18 protein-coding genes are annotated in these 21,643 nt (G+C 73.3%); 8 read left to right on the plus strand and 10 right to left on the minus strand.

Annotated features, from left to right (window positions below):
• Window positions 1-54: 54 nt before the first annotated feature.
• Window positions 55-468, minus strand: a complete 414-nt coding sequence (locus ACZ4EF_RS22335; protein ID WP_467506224.1) for an SCO4225 family membrane protein — start codon at window positions 466-468, stop codon at window positions 55-57.
• Between the two features lie 157 nt (window positions 469-625).
• A complete protein-coding gene (locus tag ACZ4EF_RS22340; protein ID WP_467506226.1) occupies window positions 626-1,972 on the minus strand; it encodes an MFS transporter in 1,347 nt (448 codons plus the stop codon).
• A 17-nt stretch (window positions 1,973-1,989) separates the two neighbouring features.
• Here ACZ4EF_RS22340 and ACZ4EF_RS22345 point away from each other — a divergent pair, with 17 nt between their 5' ends.
• Entirely contained in the window at window positions 1,990-3,222 is a 1,233-nt protein-coding gene (locus tag ACZ4EF_RS22345) for an ROK family protein (RefSeq protein ID WP_355343876.1), read from the plus strand.
• Window positions 3,223-4,160: 938 nt separating this feature from the next.
• Here ACZ4EF_RS22345 and ACZ4EF_RS22350 read toward each other — a convergent pair.
• Entirely contained in the window at window positions 4,161-5,072 is a 912-nt protein-coding gene (locus ACZ4EF_RS22350) for a DUF2797 domain-containing protein (RefSeq protein WP_467506228.1), read from the minus strand.
• 217 nt (window positions 5,073-5,289) lie between these two features.
• Here ACZ4EF_RS22350 and ACZ4EF_RS22355 point away from each other — a divergent pair, with 217 nt between their 5' ends.
• Window positions 5,290-5,610 carry an SHOCT domain-containing protein gene (locus tag ACZ4EF_RS22355; RefSeq protein ID WP_467506230.1) on the plus strand — a complete coding sequence of 107 codons (321 nt, stop codon included), beginning with the start codon at window positions 5,290-5,292 and terminating at the stop codon, window positions 5,608-5,610.
• Window positions 5,611-5,881: 271 nt separating this feature from the next.
• On the opposite strand, the gene ACZ4EF_RS22360 is transcribed toward ACZ4EF_RS22355, so the two are convergent.
• Window positions 5,882-6,391 (minus strand): ATP-binding protein, encoded by a 510-nt coding sequence (locus ACZ4EF_RS22360; protein ID WP_391050183.1) that lies wholly within the window; start codon window positions 6,389-6,391, stop codon window positions 5,882-5,884.
• Between the two features lie 250 nt (window positions 6,392-6,641).
• Here ACZ4EF_RS22360 and ACZ4EF_RS22365 point away from each other — a divergent pair, with 250 nt between their 5' ends.
• Window positions 6,642-7,871, plus strand: a complete 1,230-nt coding sequence (locus ACZ4EF_RS22365; protein ID WP_467506233.1) for a PLP-dependent cysteine synthase family protein — start codon at window positions 6,642-6,644, stop codon at window positions 7,869-7,871.
• 54 nt (window positions 7,872-7,925) lie between these two features.
• Here the strand turns inward: ACZ4EF_RS22365 and ACZ4EF_RS22370 are convergent, their stop codons facing one another.
• Window positions 7,926-8,333, minus strand: a complete 408-nt coding sequence (locus tag ACZ4EF_RS22370; RefSeq protein ID WP_401724679.1) for a RidA family protein — start codon at window positions 8,331-8,333, stop codon at window positions 7,926-7,928.
• Window positions 8,334-8,682: 349 nt separating this feature from the next.
• Here ACZ4EF_RS22370 and ACZ4EF_RS22375 point away from each other — a divergent pair, with 349 nt between their 5' ends.
• The 3 genes from ACZ4EF_RS22375 to ACZ4EF_RS22385 all read left to right on the plus strand — a co-directional run bounded on the left by ACZ4EF_RS22375 (window position 8,683) and on the right by ACZ4EF_RS22385 (window position 11,599).
• Window positions 8,683-9,372: a molybdopterin-dependent oxidoreductase gene (locus tag ACZ4EF_RS22375; protein WP_391164131.1), complete on the plus strand. Its 690-nt coding sequence runs from the start codon at window positions 8,683-8,685 to the stop codon at window positions 9,370-9,372.
• On the plus strand, window positions 9,356-10,069 hold the full coding sequence (locus ACZ4EF_RS22380) for a cytochrome b/b6 domain-containing protein (RefSeq protein WP_355343891.1): 714 nt from the start codon (window positions 9,356-9,358) through the stop codon (window positions 10,067-10,069). Before ACZ4EF_RS22375 ends, ACZ4EF_RS22380 begins: the two co-directional genes overlap by 17 nt.
• A 126-nt stretch (window positions 10,070-10,195) precedes the next feature.
• Complete coding sequence (locus tag ACZ4EF_RS22385) at window positions 10,196-11,599, plus strand: hypothetical protein (RefSeq protein WP_467506236.1); 1,404 nt, start codon at window positions 10,196-10,198, stop codon at window positions 11,597-11,599.
• A gap of 114 nt (window positions 11,600-11,713) precedes the next feature.
• Here the strand turns inward: ACZ4EF_RS22385 and ACZ4EF_RS22390 are convergent, their stop codons facing one another.
• A complete protein-coding gene (locus ACZ4EF_RS22390) occupies window positions 11,714-12,559 on the minus strand; it encodes a DeoR/GlpR family DNA-binding transcription regulator (RefSeq protein WP_188286022.1) in 846 nt (281 codons plus the stop codon).
• Between the two features lie 347 nt (window positions 12,560-12,906).
• Here ACZ4EF_RS22390 and ACZ4EF_RS22395 point away from each other — a divergent pair, with 347 nt between their 5' ends.
• Window positions 12,907-15,333, plus strand: a complete 2,427-nt coding sequence (locus ACZ4EF_RS22395; protein WP_467506271.1) for a hypothetical protein — start codon at window positions 12,907-12,909, stop codon at window positions 15,331-15,333.
• Here ACZ4EF_RS22395 and ACZ4EF_RS22400 read toward each other — a convergent pair.
• From ACZ4EF_RS22400 to ACZ4EF_RS22415, 4 genes are all read right to left on the minus strand, one after another.
• Complete coding sequence (locus tag ACZ4EF_RS22400) at window positions 15,303-17,714, minus strand: right-handed parallel beta-helix repeat-containing protein (protein WP_355343896.1); 2,412 nt, start codon at window positions 17,712-17,714, stop codon at window positions 15,303-15,305. The two genes, ACZ4EF_RS22395 and ACZ4EF_RS22400, sit on opposite strands and share 31 nt — an antisense overlap.
• A gap of 118 nt (window positions 17,715-17,832) precedes the next feature.
• Window positions 17,833-18,462 (minus strand): Rv1733c family protein, encoded by a 630-nt coding sequence (locus tag ACZ4EF_RS22405; RefSeq protein WP_355343899.1) that lies wholly within the window; start codon window positions 18,460-18,462, stop codon window positions 17,833-17,835.
• A gap of 93 nt (window positions 18,463-18,555) precedes the next feature.
• The gene (locus tag ACZ4EF_RS22410; protein ID WP_355343902.1) at window positions 18,556-19,383 is read right to left on the minus strand and encodes an MOSC domain-containing protein; all 828 of its coding nucleotides are present in this window, start codon (window positions 19,381-19,383) and stop codon (window positions 18,556-18,558) included.
• A gap of 53 nt (window positions 19,384-19,436) precedes the next feature.
• Window positions 19,437-20,069 carry a DUF6643 family protein gene (locus ACZ4EF_RS22415; RefSeq protein WP_355343905.1) on the minus strand — a complete coding sequence of 211 codons (633 nt, stop codon included), beginning with the start codon at window positions 20,067-20,069 and terminating at the stop codon, window positions 19,437-19,439.
• Window positions 20,070-20,264: 195 nt separating this feature from the next.
• Here ACZ4EF_RS22415 and ACZ4EF_RS22420 point away from each other — a divergent pair, with 195 nt between their 5' ends.
• Entirely contained in the window at window positions 20,265-21,605 is a 1,341-nt protein-coding gene (locus tag ACZ4EF_RS22420) for a TerD family protein (RefSeq protein ID WP_467506237.1), read from the plus strand.
• The last annotated feature ends 38 nt before the right edge of the window (window positions 21,606-21,643 follow it).

Here is a 21,643-nt window from a genome sequence, read left to right on the forward strand (position 1 = left end):
TCTCGCAGGACGGTCACCGTGCGGGCGAGGGAGTAAACGGGGCCGGCGGCCCGCTCAGCGGGTGGGCCGGGCGCCCGTCTCCGCGGCCGTCGAGCCGTCGGCGGAACGCTCGCCCCTGGTGTCGGCGCGGCGGCGGGCGTACCGGGCCGCGTAGCCGAACAGTACGGCGTTGAGCGCCGCGGAGACCAGCGCGGCCACGACGGTCAGCGTCCAGCCGGACCAGCCGAAGGCGGTGCCACGGGTGTCCATGCCGCCGACCGCGGCGAAGAGCGCCCAGATCAGCGGCGTCCACGGCAGGGTCAGCAGCACCAGCAGGACGGCGGTGAGCGAGGCGTTGCGGTGCGAGAAGACCGCCGTGTCCAGCAGCATCAGCGCCAGCGCGGCGCCGACGACGTACAGATAGCCGCGGGAGATCCGTTCCCGGTGCAGCGGGCCGGTGGCGGTGGTCAGCCAGGACGGTATGCGCATCGCTCCTCCTTGCGGTTCCGAACCCGTACGGTTCCGGCCCGTGAGGCTCCGACGCCTTCGCCCCGCCCGGTCTCCGGGCCCTACGCTTCCGGCAGTGGATCTCGCGGCCGGGGACCAGCATGCCGTGATACGTGGCGGTGAGCGCCTGTTCCGTCGGTCACTTCTCGGCGCGCGCGGCGCTGTTCCGTACGCCGTAGGCGATGGCCGCCGCGACCGCGGCCAGGGCGGAGACGGTGGTCAGCGCGGTGGGCAGGCCGACGGCGTCGGTGAGGAAACCGATCGAGGGCGGGCCGAGCAGCATGCCGCCGTAGCCGAGGGTGGAGGCCGCCGCGACGCCGCCGGGGCCGGTCAGTTCGCCCGCCCTGGCCATGGCGGTGGGGAAGAGGTTGGCCAGGCCGAGCCCGGTGACGGCGAAACCAGCCACCACGACCGGGGTCGACGGCGCCAGCGCGCCGATCAGCATCCCCGCGGAGGCGGTGAGGCCGCCCAGCACCAACGCCCGTGTCTGTCCGAGGCGTTCGATCAGCGCGGTACCGGAAAGGCGGCCGAGCATCATCGCGCCCGCGACCGCCGCGTAACCGGCCGCCGCGATGCTCGACCCGCCGTGCAGATCCTGCTCGATGTGCAGCGGCCCCCATTCGGCGAGCGCGCCCTCGCCGTACGCGGAACACGCCGCGATCAGCCCGAAGAGGAGGACGATCAGCCCCGTCCTTGCGGGCCTGCCGGGCGCGGTCTTCGCGGCGGGCGCGTGCACCGGGTCCTTCGCCGTCGCGGTGACCGCGTCGGCAGGTGCCGCGACCGTACGGGCCGGGCCGTCCGCGAGCGGCGGTTCCGTACGGGCCTGTACGGGTCCGGCCGTCTGGCGTGCCGCGACCGCCGACGGCTGCCGCAGCGGGTGCGCCAGCAGGACGCGTCCGGCGAGGAAGACCGTCAGCAGGCCGATCGGGGTGAGCAGCAGCAGGTGCGTGGCGGCCGACAGGTGCGGTGCCAGCAGGCCGCCGAGCCCCGCGCCGAGCAGGCCACCCATGCTGTACGCCGCGTGGAAGCTGGACATGACCGGGCGGCGCATGGCCGCGACCAGGTCGACGGCGACGCTGTTGATCGCCACGTTCATGCCGCCGTAGGCCACCCCGAACAGCAGCAGGACGAGGCCGAGGGCGAGTGCCGAGTGCGTCCTCGGGGGCAGGGCGATGCTCAGGGAGAGGAGGATGCCGGTCAGCACCGTCACCCGGCGGCTGCCGAAGCGGCGGCAGAGCCGTCCGGTGAGCACCATCGTGGCGATGGCGCCGACGGAGACACCGAGCAGCGCGAGGCCCAACTGACCGGCGGTCGCGCCGGTCTGGGCCTTGATCGCGGGAATGCGGACGACCCACCCGGCGAAGAGGAAGCCGTCGACGGCGAAGAAGACGGTCAGGGCGACGCGCAGGCGGCGTAGGGCAGGAGAGGGTGGGGGAGTGTGGTGGGATCGGCCGAGGGCCGTCCCTATTTTGTTTAGCGTCGGCACAAAGTCAGAATAGAGGGGTGACACAGATTCGGACAAGGCTTGAGAGGGGTCGGGGCGCGCTCGGCCCGGCACTCTCCCTCGTGCACACCGGCCGCGCGGCGACCCGCGCCCTGCTCACCGCGGAGCTCGGAGTGACCCGCGCCACCGCCGGGGCGGTGGCCGCGGAGCTGGAGGCGCTGGGACTGATCCGGGTCGACACCCGGCCCACCGGCCCCTCCGGCGCGCAGGGCCGTCCCTCGCACCGGCTCGACGTGGCCCCCGGCGGACCGGTCGCGCTCGCCGCCCAGGTGCACGCCGACGGATTCCGGGCCGCGCTGGTCGGACTCGGCGGCGAGATCGTCGCCACCGCGCCCGGCTCCATGACCGTGCACGCCGACCCCGCGCATGTGCTCGCCGCGGTCGTCGAGGCCGGAGCGGAGCTGCTGAGCGCGTCGGGCCGGGTCTGCGTCGGCGCGGGCCTCGCCGTACCGTCCGCCGTCGCGGAGCCCGAGGGCACCGCACTCAACCCGCTGCACCTCGCGTGGCCCGCGGGCGCCCCCGTACGGCAGGTGTTCGCGAGCCAGATCGCCCGCGTCGGCATCACGGGCCCCGACGGCGACCCCGTCCCCTCCTTCATCGGCAACGACGTCAACGTCGCCGCGCTCGCCGAACACCGGCACGGCGCGGGACGCGACGCCCAGCACCTGCTCGTCGTCGCCTCCGGACACCGCGGTGTCGGTGGCGCCCTGGTCCTCGACGGCCGTCTGCACACCGGCAGTTCAGGGCTCGCCCTGGAGGTCGGCCACCTCACCGTGCTGCCCGACGGACGCCCCTGCCACTGCGGCAGCCGAGGCTGTCTCGACGTCGAGGCCGACCCGCTGGCCTTCCTCGAAGCGGCCGGTCGCGCGCCGGGGCCCGAGGGCTCGCTGCTCCAGCAGTCCATCGACCTGCTCCGCAGGGAGTACGACGACCCGTCCGACCCTTCCGTCCGCGACGCGGCGCACACCCTCATCGACCGCCTCGGGCGCGGTCTGGCCGGACTTGTCAACGTCCTCAACCCCGATCGCATCCTTCTCGGCGGCCTGCACCGGTATCTGCTGGACGCTGATCCGGAGCGTTTGCGGGCTGTTGTCGCCGATCACAGCCTTTGGGGGCGCAGCGGTAGTGTGCCGCTGCTCGCCTGTGCTCTGGACCACAACAGCCTTGTCGGGGCGGCGGAGTTGGCGTGGCAGCCGGTGCTGGATGATCCGCTGGCGCTGCTGGGCGGGTGAGGGGTGCCCGTTGGTTTGAGGGTTCGCCGCTGCGCGGTCTGTCTTTCCCGCCCGCCCACCCCTGCGGGTGCTTTTTCGTCTGCGGGTGCCGCTTGTGCCTGGGTCGGTGCCGGTCCGGGGCACCTCCTCGGGCGACGAACGTGCCCGCACTTCGATGACGTCCAGCCCTTGTCTGTTCGTCCCCCTGCGGGGGCACCCCGGCCCGTCCCCTCCCGGTACGTCGGCGTCCGCCTGTCCGGTGGGGGTGGCCGAGGGGGGTGGGTAGGGGCTCTGCCCTGCGCCCCCGACCTCCCGGCGGGGTGGGCGAAAGGGGGTGGGTGGGCTCGGGTACCTCGACGTCCGACGGTCCACCTGGGGTGGGCGAAAGGGGGCGAGTGGGAGTCCGGCCCCTGCGTGACCGACCGTCCAGCCGGGGCGGACGGGAAGGGGTGGGTGGGCTCGGGTACGTCGGCGTCCGACGGTCCGCTGTGGTGGGGCGGAGGTGGTGGGTGGGGGTGAGGTCGTCGGCGTCCGCCTGTCTGTGGGGGCCGGGGTGGGTGTCCAAGATTGTGAGGGTGCCACGGGCGTCTTCCGCCCTGAGGGGGCGCTCTCCGTCGATCCCACGGTGGAGGAACGGCCGGGCGCCGTCGCCGGTCTTTGGGACATTCCTCAGCCACAGCGGACCGTCGGACGCCGACGTGCCCGAGCCCCCACCCACCCCCTCTCGGCCACCCCCACCGGACAAGCGGACGCCGACGGGCGAGGAGGGGACGGGGCGGGGTGCCCCCGCAGAAATACGTTGACGGCCGGGTGCCGGATTCGCAGAGGCCAGGTGGTACGGATTTCGAGGAGGTGCCCCGGACCGGCACCGACCAGGCACAGGCGGCACCCGCAGACGACAAAGCACCCGCACGGGTGGGCGGGCGGGCGGGCAAGACAGACCGCGCAGCGGCGAGCCCTCAGAAGAGCGGCGGCGGGGCTTGCTTGGCCGGCGCGGTCACGGCCGTCGGGACGTCCGTTGGCGTGCCGTGCGGCGCGCGCAGCAGGGGCCAGCCCTGGGCGAGCCGGGTGTCGAGCAGCAGAAGGCGGCCCGAGTCTTCCGCCCCCTCCGGCTCCGAGACCCGCACGTAGACGTCGTAACCGGCCGCCGCCCTGACCGTCCCGGTCACCGTGCTGCCCGGCGGCAGCGCGGTGATGCGGGCGGCGGGAGGCGGGAGTTGACCGGGGGAGAGGCCGAACAGGACGGCGTGGTCGACGACTTCGCAGGGTCGAGCCCGCAAGGTGTCGGGCAGCAGGCCGGCCACCGAGGCGTGCAGGCCGCGGAGTTCGGCCGCGCGGGCCTCCGCGTCGGGCAGCGCGTGGCGGGCGGCGCGCTTGGCCGGAGCGGAGACGCGGTCGGGGACGCCGAGGGCCGCGCCCAGGATCGCCTCGGTACGGCGGGCCGTCATCAGGGGCCCCTCGCCGAGGAAGGTGAAGCAGACGGCGGCCTGCTCCCGCAACCTGGCCGCGCCGCGTTCGGCCGCCGTGATGCCCACCTTGAGCAGTCCGGGGCCGAACCAGGCCAGATAGACGGCGTACGGCCGCGGATCGTCCGCCTTGGTGTCGGCCGCCACCGAATACGAACGGTCCAGCGCGGCGCACCGCTCGCACTGGTCGCGCCGTACGTCGGGAGGCAGCCGCGCGCCGTAAGGACACGTCACGTACCGGCCGCCGCGCCACACCCCCGCGCAGGTGCGTACCGCGTCCGCGCCGACGGCCAGGGACAGCGGTCCGCCGAGCCGCAGCGGGCTCGACCGGCTGCGGTGCACCGGATGCCACCACGTCCACTCGGGACCTCCCTGACCCCAGCCCAGTCCCGTGCAGCGCCACATGTCCCCGACCCTAGGGCAGGGGTACGACAGCGCCCGCCCTCGACCGCCGACGGCGGTGCCCGCACCGGCCGGGAGCACCGCCGGGGCCGCCGCGTACTCCGCGAGTGGTAGCGCGGGTGCCGCTGGCCGTACGACGACGGGCGGCCCGTGGAGGACGAGGCTCGGTGGTGTCGGAAGAAACCTCCCGACCCGGCACCCACCGAGGAGTTGACGAGCGATGAACACCCTGGCTTGGCATGACGGCGGGCCCGGCCCGTGGATTATGTTCCTGCCCCTGATCTGGGCGGCTGTGGTCGTCACCGTGATCACCGTGCTGCGCCGCACCGTCTGGCGCGGACGCGGGCGCGGCGGCCCCTGGCGGGCGGCGCCCTGGCGGTCGGAGGCGGCCGCCGAGGCCGCGGAGAACTCGCCGGTCACCCTGCTCGGCCGCCGCTTCGCCGCGGGCGAGATCGACGAGGACGAGTACTGGCGCCGACTGTCGGTCCTGGACGAGCGCTTCGGCCGTGACCTGCGCGAGGGCACGGGCGGTACGGCGTGAGCGCGCTGCCCAGCGGCCCGAACGACGGGCGGCCCGGCTGGACGTCCTACGGGCCGTCACCACCGAGTGAGCCAGCGGGACACGGCGGCCCGGCACGACAGCGGGACACGCCAGCGGGACACGACAGCAGGGCACGGGAGGAGCGCGCGCACAGACGGACCGGCCGTCGTATCCGCACGGGGGGATACGACGGCCGGTTCCGTGGCCTCGCGGATCGCCGCGCAGGCACCGTACGGGATCGCCGTGACGGGCGGCCTGCGCACCGGGTCGGTCAGGCGACCGGTACGGCGATACTGGCGGCGACGGCGGCGATGCGCTCACGCGGGGGCTCGAAGGCCACAGCGGCACGCAGCGGGACCAGCGACGGCCGCGGCATCGGTGTGCGGAGCACGAACCACACGACCTTGCCGCCGTCCTCGGGCAGCAGATCGGTGCCCCAGCTGTCGCTCACCGCCTCCACCATGGCCAGCCCGCGGCCGGCGGTCGCCAGCGGCTCCGCGGCGGCCGGTGCCAGCTTCGGCAGCCTCGGGTCGTTGTCGGTGACGGCCACCGTGAGGCGGTCGGACGCGTGCGACAGACGCACCGAGCAGTGCTTGTCGGGCTTGGCGTGGCGGTGGACGTTCGCGAGCAGTTCGCTGATGCCTAGCGACGCCGCGTCGATCAGCGGGTCGAGGCGCCAGTAGCGAAGCTGGGCGGACACGATGCGCCGGATCTGCTGGATCCGGTACGGATGCGCGTCGAGTTCGAGCGCACACTCTCTGTCGGTTTGGTCGGCTTGCATGATCACGGCTGCGACTCCCTCCGCGGCGGGGGCCGGAACACCGCGGGGCGGGTCCGGGACGTACGCCGCTCCGATGGGAACACCTGAGCGAAAATGCGTAGAGTGACTGCTACAGCACTCCGTGATGCGATTTCAGAGTCTCCCCAGGTGGCCGAATCCGCAACTTCCGGGACCGTCGCCCGCCTGCGCAAAGGCCGACGGGCCAGTGCTGGACCGCTTTCCGGTGGTTTAGACGCTTATGATCCACGGCATGGACGCGAACGATTCGGACGAGACCGGCGAGCGATCGGACGGGGCGAGCGGCGCGGGAAGAACTGCCGAGGGGGCCGGAGCGGCGGGGGCGACCGGAGCGGCCGGGGCGGGTGACCGGGCGGGCGGCCGTACCGGCACGGTGGACGTCGACCGCACCGACATCGGCTACCGCGCCTGGCTGAAGGAAGCCGTCCGCAAGGTCCAGGCCGACGCCAACCGGTCCGCCGACACCCACCTGCTGCGCTTCCCGCTGCCCGAGTCGTGGGGCATCGACCTCTACCTCAAGGACGAGTCCACCCACCCGACCGGCTCGCTCAAGCACCGCCTCGCCCGCTCGCTCTTCCTCTACGGGCTGTGCAACGGCTGGATCCGCCCCGGCAAGCCGGTCATCGAGGCGTCCAGCGGCTCAACCGCCGTGTCCGAGGCCTATTTCGCGGGTCTCATCGGCGTGCCCTTCGTCGCGGTCCTCCCGCGCACCACCGCGCACGAGAAGCAGCGGCTGATCGAATTCCACGGCGGCCGGTGTCATCTCGTGGACGACCCGCGCACGGTCTACGAGGTCTCCGCGCGGCTCGCGGCCGAGACCGGCGGGCACTACATGGACCAGTTCACGTACGCCGAGCGCGCCACCGACTGGCGCGGCAACAACAACATCGCCGAGTCGATGTTCCAGCAGCTCCGCCGTGAGCGGTACCCGGACCCGGCCTGGATCGTCGCCACCGCGGGGACCGGCGGCACCTCGGCGACCATCGCCCGCTACGTGCACTACATGCAGCACGACACGCGGATCTGCGTCGCCGACCCGGAGAACTCCTGCTTCTTCGACGGCTGGCTGACCGGTGACAAGTCCGTTTCCTGCGAGCGGGGTTCACGGATCGAGGGGATCGGACGGCCGCGTATGGAGCCGAGCTTCGTGCCCGGCGCGATCGACCGCATGATGAAGGTCCCGGACGCCGCCTCAGTCGCGGCCGTACGTGCCCTCGACACGGCCATCGGCCGCAAGGCGGGCGGTTCCACCGGCACCGGGCTGTGGAGCGCCTTCAAGATCATCGCCGAGATGGTCGCGGAGGGGCGCACCGGCAGCGTCGTCACCCTGATCTGCGATCCGGGCGACCGCTACCTCGACAAGTACTACTCCGACGCCTGGCTCGCGGCGCAGGGCCTGGACATCGCGCCGTACGCGGCGGCGATCGACGCCTTTCTGGCGGACGGCAGTCGGCCGGATTGACGCCACGTCAGATACGAGGTCGGCGCGCGGTCCGGCGCCGGACCCAGTGCCTGATCAGATCGCCGCCAGCGCGTCGATCTCCACCCGGAACGCGGGGTTGACCAGCCCGGCGACCCGTACCAGGGAACACGCGGGGAGCCTCTGCGGGGCCAGGAATTCGTCCCGCACCCGCCGGAAGGCGGCGAGGTCGGCGAGATCGGTGAGGAAGACGGTGAGCTTCACGATCCGGTCCGGCGTCGCGCCCGCGGCGGCCAGCGCCGCCACGAGATTGACGAACACCTGCCGGATCTGGGCCTCGGCGTCGTCCTCGCCGACCAGCGTGCCGTCCGCGTCGAGCGGCACCTGACCCGACACCGCGACCATGCGCCCGGTGAACGCCACCGCGTGGCTGTACCCGTTGACCGGCGGCAGCCCCTCCGGCCGCTCGTAGTGCGCGATGCCCGACTGATCCTTGTCACCCATGACCGGCATGGTGGCACAGCCGTGTGCCGGTCCCCGCACCCGCACCCGCCGCGACCTCGCGGAACGCACAGCGGACGCGGATAAACGGACCCGGATGTGACGAAACTCTGACGGAGTGCCGCCGACCCTGGCCAGCGGGCCTCCGGCGTGCTCGAATCGAGGAATGGAAGACAGCACGTCCCACCCGGTGAGGTCACCGGAACCGCTTCCGCCGTCGGCAGTCCCGCACACACCGAAATCGCCGGACACCCCCAGAACGCCGGACACCCCCCAACCGCGGGACACCCCGGACTCGCAGGACGCTCAGGACTCCCCGGAAGGCGCGGAATCGGAAGGGCTCGGCACCCCCGTGGGTCGCCGAGTCATCCTCGGCATGCTGGGACTCGGCGCCGTCGGCGTCGGCGTGGGCAGCGCCGTCCAGGGCAAGCTCGACACGATCCTGGCGTCGGTCAGCGCCAAGGACCCCACCGGGGTGACCGGACTGCTGCCCGGCGGCGGCGGTTTCCGCTTCTACTCGGTGTCCAACTCCATCCCGCACCGGGGCGAGAACGACTACCGGCTGACCGTCGGCGGCCTCGTCGACAAGCCCGCCTCGTACCGCCTCGCCGATCTGCGGGCGCTGCCGCAGGTGCGGATGGTGCACGACGTGCAGTGCGTCACCGGCTGGCGGGTGCCGAGCACCGCGTTCTCCGGGGTGCGGCTGTCCACCCTGCTCGACGCGGCGGGCGTCCAGGCCAAGGGCGGGGCGATCCGCTTCAACTGCTTCGACGGCGTCTACACCGAGAGCCTCACCATGGAGCAGGCCAGGCGGCCCGACATGCTGGTGGCGCTCACCATGAACGACAAGCCCGTCACCGACGCGCACGGCGGACCCGTACGGCTCTACGCCGCGCCCATGTACTTCTACAAGTCTGCCAAGTGGCTGTCCGGAATCACGGTCACCAAGGACGTCCAACCCGGCTACTGGGAGCATTACGGCTATGACGTGGACGGATGGGTCGGCACGTCGAACGGCCGCCATGATGACCCGACTACGTGAGGCACGGGCCGTCACCGGGCTGCGCCGCTTCACCCGCGCCGAGACCTGGGTGCACCGCTCACTGGCCTGGCTGATGGGCGTGTGCGTGTTCACCGCCGCCTGTCTGTACTTCCCGCCGCTGTCGGAGATCGTCGGCCGCAGACGGCTGGTCGTCACCGTCCACGAGTGGTCCGGCATCCTGCTCCCGGTACCGGTGATCCTGGGACTGGCCTCGCGCGCCTTCCGCCGGGACGCGAGCGGGCTCGGCCGGTTCTTCCCGCACGACTGGCGCTGGCTGCGCGCCGCGCTGCGCACCCGCAGGCGCGAGCCGAGCCTGGCGGGCAAGTTCAACGCGGGCCAGAAGCTCTTCGCCGCCTTCAGCGTCGGCGCGGTGCTGGTGATGATCGGCAGCGGGCTGATCATGTGGTTCCCCCGGATGTCCCCGCTGCTCTACCGCACCGGCGCCACCTTCGTGCACGACTGGCTGGCGCTCCTGCTGGCCGCCGGGATCACCGGACACGTCTGGTTCGCCAGCAAGGACCCCGAGGCGCGGCGCGGCCTGCGCACCGGCTACGTACCGCGCTGGTGGATCAAGGAGGAACACCCGCTGTGGCAGCCGGAATCCCCGACCGAGGGTGACGGGGAGGGGAGCGGCGGCGGCCGTGCTCCGGGGAGGACGGGGAAGTCGGGGAAGACCACGGCGCGCGGGCCGCGCTGAACTCCGGTGCGCCCGCGGCCGGTTCGCGGTCGCACGTACCTTTCGCGGCAGTTCTGTTACGGGCCGGACACCGGGCGGTCGCTCCGGGGCCACCGGGGTTTCGCGGGACGCGCCTAGCGTCGCCGCATGACGACGTCTCAGGTGACGCGGCCCCCGGCGGGCGACCCGCCGGCGGTGGTGGCCGTAACGGTCAGGCAACCGGAGACGATACGCGCGCCGCGGCGCGGCCTTCGACGGGGGAAGGCCGGGCCGCGGCGGCTCGGTACCAGGGCCCTGACGGCGCTGGCGCTGCTGGCCGCGCTGTGCGCCGTCGCGGTCGCCGGGGCGATCGGCGTACGGTCCGACACCGCGGGCCTGCGGGACGCGGTGACCCAACGGGCCGCCGTGGCGGGTCAGTTGCGCTTCGCCCTGGCCGACCTGGACGCCCAGCGGGCCGACACCCTCGCACCGGGCAGATCCGCCACCGACGCACAGGTCGAGGTCGGCAACCAGCTCATCGCGCTGATCACCGCGCAGCAGCGGCGCGCCGAGATCAGCGACCTGCTGCGGCAGCTCGCCGCCGACCGCTCGCAGAGCGTCCGGGTGCGGGACCTGCTCGACGGGCTCGGCCGTTACGACGACCTCAGCGGCCGGGCCGCCTACGTGGACGAGCAGCAGCCCGACCGCACCGCGGGCCACCCGCCGCCGCGCGCCGTGGCGATGAACGTCCAGGCCGGGCAGATCATGCACGACCAGCTCCTGCCCGAGGCCACGGAGCTGTCCGCCGGGTACGAGGCGAGGGCGGCGCAGTTGGAGTCCGCGGCCCGCTCGGCCGCGCTGCGCTGGGCCCTCGTCATCGGTGTTGTCGGCCTGCTGACGCTCGGCTTCCTCCTGTGGTGGCAGTGGGAACTGGCCACCGACTACCGGCGGTTGTTCAACCCGGCGCTGGTCGCGGCCACCGTCGCCGCGCTGCTCGTCACCCTCGTGGGCACTCTCGCCCTCACCTCGTCCGCCGACGCCGTGACCGCGGCCGGCCGCGAAGGGCTGCGCCCCTGGTCCCGGCTGGCCGAGGCCCGCGCCACCGCCGCGCAGGCCGCCGCCAGCGAGAGCCGCTGGTTCGTCCACGACGCCGCCTACGGGGTCGCCGACCAGCGGCAGTTCGACGGTCTGGTCAAGCGACTCGACGCACTGCTCAGCCCCGACGGATACGCCACCGCGGCCGAACGCGCCGCGTACGAGGACGTTCTCACCCGCTACGGCCACTTCCTCGCCGACGACAAGCGGCTGCGGTCACTGAAGTCGCGGGGCAGGACGGACGAGGCCGCGGTTGTCCTGACCAATGTCGGACGCGGTGACGTGGCCTTCGACTTCTGGGACTTCGCCACCACCCTGGACGCCCTCGCGGGCCGTCAGCTCGACGACTTCGACACGCACGCGAGGGCCGCCCACGACGACCTGGCGGGCTGGCCCCAGATCCCGGCGGGCGCGCTCGGCGCGGCCGGTGTGCTGGTGCTCCTCGCCGTGCGCGCACGCTTCGCCGAATACCGCTGAGCCGCTGGACGGGCTGGGTCGAGTCCCTGACCGACCGGAGCCGAGTCCCTGGACGGCCTGGGCCGAAGCCCTATACGAACTGAGCCGAGGTCCTGAACACCCTTAGCCGGGCGGTCAGTTGTCGGCCGCGCCCGTCGAGCCCTCCGGCTCCTCGGCGACCATCAGCTCCGACAGGTGCTCGGCGATCTCCGCGCGCAGCACCTCGGGAATGCCCGCGTCCGTCACGAGAGTGTCCACGTCCTCCAGCGAGGCGAAGGAACTCAGGCCCACCGTGCCCCACTTGGTGTGGTCGGCGATCACCACGACGCGGCGGGCGGACCGCACGAACTGCCGGTTGGTCTCGGCCTCCGCGAGGTTCGGCGTCGACAGGCCCGCCTCCACGGAGATGCCGTGCACGCCGAGGAAGAGCAGGTCGAAGTGGAGGGACTGGATCGCCCGGTCCGCGACAGGGCCGACCAGCGTCTCCGACGGGGTGCGCACACCACCGGTGATGACCACGGTCGCGCTCGCCTCGCCGCTGTGGGCGCCGGTCCGCCGCTGCCCCGACTGGAAGACGTCCGCGACCCGCACCGAGTTGGTGACCACGGTCAGATCCGGCACGTCCAGCAGATGGTGGGCCAGCGCGAAGGTGGTCGTGCCGCCCGCCAGCGCGATGGCGCTGCCCGGCGTGACCAGGGTCGCCGCCGCCCGCGCGATGGCCTCCTTCGCGCCCAGCTCAAGCGCCGACTTCGCCTCGAAGCCCGGCTCGTGGCTGCTGGCCTCGACGACCGGCACCGCGCCGCCGTGCACCTTCTCCACGACACCCTGCCGGGCCAGCGCGTCGAGATCGCGCCGCACCGTCATGTCGGAGACGTTCAGCCGCCGCGTCAGCTCGTTGACCCGGACACCGCCGCGCCGCCGCACCTCGTCGAGGATCAGGGCCCGCCGCTGCTCCGCGAGCAGGTTCTGGTTGTCGCTCACCCGTGACCCCGTCCCGTCCGTCTCGTTGTCCGCGATGCCGTCCACCGACGTGCTGCGGTCATCTTTCCATGAGCGGCGACATCGCGTGTACGTCAGGTGACCGGACCGGTACGACTTCCGACCATCGACATCACGATTACGGCACGGCTGCCGGGCTGACGGCTGCCCACGGGCCGGGCGGGCACCACCGGAGGGAACAGCGAGGGACGGGGGACGCGGTGTCACCACGAGCGGGAGCGGGAGCGGAAGGCGGAACGGACGCGCGGGCGGCGGAAGCGGAGGCGAGAGCCGAAGCGGAACCCGAGGCGAACACCGGACTCGAAGCCGGTACGTGCGAGACGCTCGCGCTGGAACTCCTCGTCCACGGAGTCGGCGGCACCACCCCCGCCCTCATGCTCGACGACTCCCGCATCGTCTGCGTCGCGGGCGACGACATCGCCGGGATACACCGCCGCGTCCGCGACGCCGACGCCGAGGCGCACCCCGAGGAACACCGCGACGGCCCGGTGGCCGAGGCGTACTGCTGGTCCAACCTCACCTCGGGCAACGGCAGCCGCGCGCTGTGGCTGCTGCTCCTGCCGTTCATGATCGCCAACCTGGCGCACTGGATGCGCCCGCCGTCCACCCGGCACCGGCTGCGCCGCGCCTACGACGTCCTCGTCCGGCTGATCGCGCTGACCCTCACCGTGCTGCTGGTCGCCGCCGCCTGCGAAGTCGCCCTCGACATCGTCGCGTGGCAGTGCGCGGGCCGGGCCGCCTGCGCCCGCGACAAGGCGTGGCTCGGCTTCGCAGCCGTCGAGCGCGGAGGCTGGTGGAGCGAGCCCGGCCGCCGCCTCGCCCTGGCCGCCACCGCACCGCTCGCCCTGACCTGCCTGCTGTGGTGGCTGTCCCACCGCACCTGGTACGCGTACGAGTCGCAGCGCCCGAACGACCGGCAGGCCCCGCCGCCCTGCTCCGGCACCCCCGCCCTCGCGCTGCCCGGCTTCTGGTACGGCCGCCGGTCCGTCGCCCGGCTGCGCACCGCCCACACCGCCGCCGGCCTGCTCACCGTCGCCGCCGCCCTGTGCGTCCCGGCCCTGCGCTACGACCACGGGCACGGCGGGCGGGCGCTCCCGGCGGTCGGCTGGACGCTCGCCGGGCTGCTCGCTGTCCTCGGCACGGCGGCCGTCGTCGCCGCGTGCCGGGCCCGCCGTACCGAGAACGACGTGGACGACACCACCGACCGGCTCACCACGCGGGTCCTGCTCAACGGCACGGCGGCGGCACTGACCGCGGCCGTCGTCTACGGCGCCTGGCACCGGCCCGGCTGGACCTCCGCCGGACGACTGCCCGCCGCCCAGACGTTCACCGTGCTCACCGTGCTCCAGGGCGCGCTGATCGCCGCGCTCGCGGTGACGGCGCTGCTCCTGCACCGCTCGCCTCCGCCGGAGTACGCGCCGACGTCCGCGGCCCCTCCCGGGTCCGCCGACGCGCCCGACGATTCACCTGACGACGCCCCCGACGACCTGCCCGCCGACCGCGGGGTCGCGCTGCGCGGGCTCGCCGGGCCCGCCGTCGCGCTGCTGGCCTGCGCGATGGGCGGAGTGCTGACCGGCGGGGTGGCGCAGCGGTGCGCGGACTGGCTGGACCGGGGTCCGACGCCCGGCGAGAAGGGCAGCTCGCTGGCCGGGCCGCCCGCCGTGCTGACCTGGGAGGCGTCCGTGATCCCCGCCGTCCTCGCGGTGCTCCTGCTGTGCGCCGCCGCGGTGATGTGGCGGCTGCGGCGCCGGGAGCGGGAGCTGCGCGCGGAGGTCGAGCGGATGTACCCGGACGAGCCGCACCACAGGACCAGGACCCGGCAGATCGCCGGGACCCTCGCCCGCGCCGGGCTGACCGACACCGCGCCGACGCTGATCGCCGTGGTGTGCGCGGCGTCGTTCGCCCTGGGCGCCGGGGCCCTCGTGGGCGCCCTGCGCTCGGGCCGCACACCGGGGGAGACCGCCGCCGGGGCGCCGGGCGTCCTCGACGCGGTCGCCGGCACCGCGCAGGCGCTCGGCTCCTGGATGGTCGGCGCCGGAGTGGTGGCGCTGATCGCGCTGGGACGGCGGGCGTACCGCGACGCCTCCGCGCGCCGCACGGTCGGCATCCTGTGGGACGTCGGCACCTTCTGGCCGCGCGCCGCGCACCCTTTCGCGCCGCCCTGCTACGCCGAGCGCGCGGTGCCCGACCTGAGCTGGCGGATCCAGACCTGGACGCGGCGCACCGGCGGCCGGATCATCCTGTCCGGCCACTCGCAGGGCAGCGTCCTGGCCGCCGCCGCGGTCTGGCAGCTCGACCCGGCCACCCGCGCCCGCGTCGCCCTGCTCACCTACGGCTGTCCGCTGGCCCGGCTCTACGGCCGCTGGTTCCCCGCCCACTTCGGGCCCGACCGGCTGCGCGCGCTGCACGATGACATGCACGCCTGGCGCAATCTGTGGCGCCGCACCGACCCGATCGGCGGCCCCGTCCACCTCGGCGCCCGCTCCAACGCACAGGACGAGCACGGCAGTTCGGCCGCGCCGTACGTCGACCGGGGTCCGCTGCTCGACCCCGTCGCGTACGGCCGCAGTCTGTACCACCCGCTGCCGGAACCGGTGCTCGGGCACTCGGACTTCCAGGCCGACCCGGCCTTCGCCGAGGAACGCACGGCGCTGCTCGCCGAGTTGGCGCGGTCAGGGCCGGAGCGGGCCGTACGGTCCGCCCCGGCGCCGACCGCGCTGCCCGCTCAGGGCAGCTCCGGCAGATCTTCCGGGTAGAGCAACTGGAGCTCCTCGTGCGTGGGTTCCTCGACCTGCGCCAGCCGTCCCGCGTGCCGCTCGACCATCGCCTCGAACGTCTGCCGGGCCGCGCGGCCGTTGCCGAACCCCGGACCCTTCGGGATCGCGGTGAAGTACTTGAGCAGCGCCTCGCCCGCGTCGTCCGCGAGTTGGTACTCCTGCTCCAGGACCTGCGACTCCACGATCCGCAGCAGCTCCTCCGCGGTGTAGTCGCCGAAGGTGATGGTCCGTGAGAAACGCGACGCCACACCGGGGTTGGAGGCGAGGAAGCGCTCCATCTCCGCGGTGTACCCGGCGACGATCACCACCACCGCGTCCCGGTGGTCCTCCATCAGCTTCACCAGCGTGTCGATCGCCTCGCGTCCGAAGTCCCGCCCGGAGTCCTCGGGGGCCAGCGCGTACGCCTCGTCGATGAACAGCACACCGCCGCGGGCCCGTTCGAACGCCTCCTGGGTACGGATCGCCGTCGACCCGATGTGCTCGCCCACCAGGTCCACCCGCGCCACCTCGACGAGATGGCCGCGCTGGAGCACACCGAGCGACGCCAGGATCTCCCCGTACAGCCGGGCCACCGTGGTCTTGCCGGTGCCGGGGGAGCCGGTGAAGACCAGGTGGCGGCGGAGCGAGGGCGCCTTCAGCCCGGCCTCCTGGCGGCGGCGGCCGACCGCGATCAGGTCGATCAGCGTGCGCACCTCGCGCTTGACGCTGTCCAGGCCGACCAGCGCGTCCAGGTCGCCGAGCACGTCGTCGCTGTCCCGCGCGACCTGCTCGGGCGGCGCGGTCTCGGCCACCGGACGCTGCTCGGGAACACCGCCGAGCAGCCCGTACGACTGTGTCGCCGCGGCCTGCTGCACGGTCGCGGCGCCCGAGGGCACCGGCACCGGATCGGCCTCCGTCGCCGCCCGGTCGCTGGTGCAGTCCTCGGTGACCGGGCCCGGCTCGGCGAATTCGTAACCGCCGCGCGCGCAGCGCTCGGTACGGCAGCGGGTCAGCGTGGACCGGCAGCCGTCGATGATGTGGAAGCCGTAGCCGCGGCTGCCGGTGACCCGGACGGCGGTGAAGGTGCCGCGGCCCTCGGCCGAGACGTAGATGCCGGACTCGGCCGCGTTGGTGACCGTACAGCGGTCGAGCGCCGGGTCGGCGCCCTTGGTGACGATCACCCCGGTCGCGGTGTCGTCGATGGTGACCTGCGCGAGGGTGCCGCCGCTGCCGTGGTCGCGGAACCAGGCGCCGGTGGCGGCCTCCCGGATCCGGCAGTCGTCGAGCTGGACGTTCGCACCGTCGCTCACCGACACCGCGGTGTTGCGGATCTGCGAGAAGTCGGTGTCCACGACATCGGCGCGCGAGCCCCGGTCCAGGACGAAGAGCGCGTCCGGCACGTCGTGGACCCGGCAGGAATCCAGTATGGCCACGGCGCCGTCGCTCACCCAGACCGCCGGGTAGTCGCCCGTACTGTCGTGGATCTCGCACTGGTTGGCGTCCACGCGGGTGCCCGGGTCCCACACCGACAGGCCGTTGCGGCCGAAGCGGCGGACCTGGCAGCGGGTCAGCGTCAGCACCGAACGCGCCCGCAGGTCGACCGCGTTCTCCGGGATGTCGTGGATGTCGCAGTCCGCCATCGCCAGCACCCCGTCGGTGTCCAGCGAGATGCCGTCGCCGGTCGTGCGGTGCACCTGGCAGTCGGTGAAGTGCGCGGAGGCGCGCGCGGAGACCTGCACACCGCTGCCGCGGATCTCGTAGACCTCGCAGCCCACCGCCTCCAGGGCGCTGCCCTCGCCGGTCACCGACAGGCCGGAGCCCGAGGTGTTGTGCACCCGGCAGCGCTCGAGGCGCGGCGCGGCCCCGCCGCGTACGGCGATCCCGCTCTGGCCCGCGGCGACCACCTCGCACTCCTCGAACAGCCCGCCCGCGGCGTCCAGCACGCTGATCCCGAGGCCGCCCGGATTGTCCACCGTGCACTGCCGCACCGTGGGCCGAGCGCCGTCGCGCACCTCAAGGCCCACGGCGGAACGGGTGTTGATCCGCAGGCCCGTCAGCTCGGGCGCGCACGCCTCGACGAGCAGGGCGGCGGCCGAGATGTCCTGGCCCTCGACCACGAGGTCCTGGACGGTCGCGGCGGCCCGTACGGTCAGCGCCACGCCCGAGGCCGGGGCGATCCGTACCGTCCCGGCGCCGTCGGCGCAGCGCAGTGTCACCGCGCGGTCCAGCACCAGATTCTCCCGGTAGGTGCCTGAACTCACCGAGAGGATGTCACCGTCCGCCGCCGCTTCGACCGCGGCGGCCAGGGACTCGTACTCGCCCGTGCGGCGGCGCCACCGCGAGCTGTTCGGATTGGTCACCTGGACCACGCCATGTGCCATCGGGCTGCTGTGCCCCCACCTCTTGCATCTGCTGACCGGGGACCCACCGTAGCGTGCGCGGAAGGCGGCTGTTGACGAACACCGGTCCGCCCGCGGTCCCGCCCGGTTGTCGCGCCGCTCAGCCGCCCGCTCCCGCGCGGCCCCAGTCCTGGCCGACGCGGGCCCAGTCCCGCTCCCAGCTCGTCAGCCGGCGGCTCATCAGCCGCCACATCACCAACTGCCGTACGATCATCAGGAATCCGGCGGCGGACGTCGCGGCCGCGGTGCCCGCCAGCACGGAGTGCGTGGCGGCGGTGGCCGAATCCAGCGGTGGCGCGACCAGTTCGCCCGAGCGGTCCGTCCACAGCCAGATACCGCCCTTGCGCCAGACCTCGATGTCGCCGGGCACCGTCGCGCTGTAGACGGATTCGCCGTCCGGGGACTTCCAGCGCAGCAGATCGCCGCGGCGCGGATCGGCGGTGCCGACCTTGTCGGCGACCACGGGCGTCGTCGTGTCCGGCGGATCCAGCACGGTGGCGGGGACCAGCCGCCGCTGCGCGTTCTCGGTGCGCACCACCCGCTGGAGGGCCCGGTCCACCGAACTGCCCGCCCACCAGCCGAGCGCGGGGGTCGCGCAGAGCAGCACCACGGTGGCCACGCCGAGCCATGCCTCGACGAGATCGGAGCGGCGCCGCAGCGGATTGCGCCGCCACCGCCAGCCGAACTTCCTGAGCCGTGTGCGGTGACGCTGCCGACTCTGGCGATTCATGGACGGACCCCCTTCACACCCGTTCAACTACCGCAAACGGCGCGACTCATGCGTGTGGATCCGCGGGGGTCGCGGGAGCGCCGCGGCGACGCGTTACTCCACGATGGTCAACGGGTCGCCGACCCGTAGGGTTCCGGGGTTCTCGGGGATCAGATTCTGGCCGAAAACAAGACTCGAACCGATCCTGCGGTACTTGCCGAGGGTGTGCAGCGGCTCCTTGCCGCGCCCGGCGCTGCCCTGGTCGGTGGTGGTGATCACGCACCGCCCGCAGGGTTTGGGGACGCGGAAGGTGACCTCGCCGATCCGTACCCGCCGCCAGTCGTCCTCGGCCCACGCCTCGGTGCCGTCCACGACCGCGTTCGGCCTGAAGCGGTTCATCGGCAGCGGGCCCTCCTCGGCCCGCTCGCCCTGCGCGATCAGCGAGTTGAGGGCGGCGAGCGAGGCGGTCGTGGTCACCAGCAGCGGAAAGCCGTCGGCGAGGCTGACCATGTCGCCCGGCGCGGAGAAATCGGGGTCGACCGGCCGCCGGACCGCGGGGTCGTCCATGTGCATCAGCCGCACCGGGCGGCCGAGATACCCGCTGAACCAGTCGTCGGCCGCCTGCCCCGCGGGCACGACCTCGATCTTGTGGGCGAAGAGCGTCACCGTCTCCAGCGGACCCGGCTCAGGCACGGCGACATCAAGCGGCGGCAGCCCGGGACCGGTCAGCCGCAGACCGCCACCCCCCACGGGTTCGGCGGCCAGCAGCGCCATACGCGGCTGTTCCCGCTGTGTCACGGCCTTGCCCCGCTCGCGGTCGACCAGCATCCAACGGCGGTCAGCGGTGAGCCCCCACGGCTCCACGACCGCCGTCCGCATGCTGATTCCACGCAGCGACTTGACCGGGTAGATGTGCAGCGCGCTGAGGACGGTCGAGGTCATACCGCCATCCTGCCAGCACGCGCGCCGGGCCGATCGGCCCGGGAGGTACCTGATCAGCCCTGGTAGTAACCGCCTCCGGCGGCCGGGGGAACACCCTGGCCGAGATTGCGCCGCGGATACTGCTCCTCCGGGTGGCCGCCGGGCGCCTGCCGCGGCGGTACGGGACGCGGCGGCACCGGCCGCGCGGCCTCGTAGCCGGAGGGGGAGGGCTGCGGCGGCTGCGCCGGGTACCCGCCGCCGTTGCTGTAACCGTTGCCGGTGCCCGTCCCGTTGGAGCCGCCGCCGTTGAAAGCGCCGCCGTTGCCGCCGTTGAAGGCGTTCCCGTTGAAGCCGCCGCGCGGGGCGGCGGTCTGCTGCGGGATGTACGGCGCGGGCGGCGGCTGGTACGCGGGCGTCGGGTAGCCGTTCTGCGCGGCGGGCTGCGGCTGGGTGTACTGCGGCGAGGGGGCCGACGGCCCCGACGGCAGAGCCGGGAGCGCGGGCAGCGCGGGAAGGTTGCTGCCGGGGTAGCCGCTGTATCCGGTGCCTGTCTCGTACGGGGTGTAGGACGGCACGCGGATGGGGGCGATCTGCGGTGTGCCTCGCTCGGCCACGAGGCTGTCGTAGATCGGGGTGTCCGGGAAGGACGAGGACGAGGGGTAGTAGCCGCTGTAGCCGCCACCATAAGAACCGCGGGGGGAGCTCATGAGCCATAAGTTAAGCCCACGATGTGGTCGTTGGGGAGACCGATTAGCGGGTTGTTTGCGCTGCGTGTTGCGCGGTCCTGTCCCCAATATGAGCGAATCCGGGGAAAACGGTCAGCGTCTCATGATGTGATCAGGTAAAAGCCGTGCGTCCTTGGTGTTACCGGGCGTCTCGGCGCACGTGCGAGGGGGCATCCGATGACGCTGCGCAAGGGCGAGAACATGCCGCTGCCCACGGCGGTCCTCCAGGTGGAGTTCACCAGGCGGGCGGGTACGGGCATCCCGCGCGCCGACGTCTGCGCGCTGCTCGTGGCGGACACCGGGGCCCGCGATGCGGACGATCTGGTGCACGCCGCCGCACCCGTGCACCCCTCCGGCGCGGTGCGCTACGCGGCTGGTGGAACGCCGGATCCGGACCCGGCCGCAGGCACGGTCACTGACACTCTTTCGGTTGACCTCACGTCCGTCGAAACGGCCGTCACCTCCGTGCTGATCGTCGCCCGCTCCGACGGCGGCACCTTCGGCCGGATCCCCGGACTGCGGCTGCGCGTCACCGACGGGGGAGCGGAGGTCGCGCGCTTCGACTGCGAGGGGGCCACGGCGGAGACGGCGTACGTCCTCGGCGAGTGTTACCGGCGCGGCGGCGGCTGGAAATTCCGGGCGGTCGGGCAGGGGTACGGCTCCGGGCTCGCGGGGCTGGGCGCCGCGTACGGGCTGCGGGCGGATCAACTGCCGGAGCGGCTGCCGGACGTGGTGCCAGAGCCGGTACCCGAGCCCGTACCTGAGCCCATGTCCGAGCCCATGTCCCACCCTCTGCCCGAGGCGACGCGTGCCGTCGCTCCGGAGCCGACCGTTGTCGTACCCGTCGTACCACCCGCCCCGATGGCGCCGCCCGTTCCGGCTTCGGCACCCGCGCCGGTACGGCTGTCCAAGGTCACGCTCACCAAGGACGCGCCGGCGGTCTCGCTCACCAAACAGGGCGGCGCCACGGGCGCGTTGCGGGTCAATCTGAGCTGGCGGGTCGACCCGGCCCGCGGCGGCGGGCGGTTCCGCAAGGGCGGCGGCGTCGACCTCGACCTGTGCGCGCTCTTCGAACTCTCCGACGGCAGCAAGGGTGTGGTGCAGGCCCTCGGCAACGCCTTCGGCTCGCTCTACCAGCCGCCGTTCATCCTGCTCGACGGCGACGACCGCACCGGCGGCAGCGCGTCCGGCGAGAATCTGACCGTCAACCTCGACCACACCGCCCACTTCCGGCGGATCCTCGTCTTCGTCACGATCTACGAAGGCGCCCGCAGCTTCGCGGGACTGCACGCCACCGTCACGCTCCAGCCGCAGTACGGCGCCCCGGTCGACTTCGTCCTCGACGAGTGCACCGTGCAGTCCAACGTCTGCGCCCTCGCGCTGCTGGTCCGCGAGGGCGACGACCTCGTCGTACGGCGCGAGGCGCGCTATCTGGTGCCCAGGCGTGGCGTGAGCCCGCAGCGCACGACGGACTACGCGTACGGCTGGGGCCTGAACTGGACGCCGGGCCGCAAGTGAGGCGTGGCTGAAGGGACTTGGCGCGGGCCTCGACGGGC

The organism is Streptomyces sp. NPDC025721 (assembly GCF_055558595.1).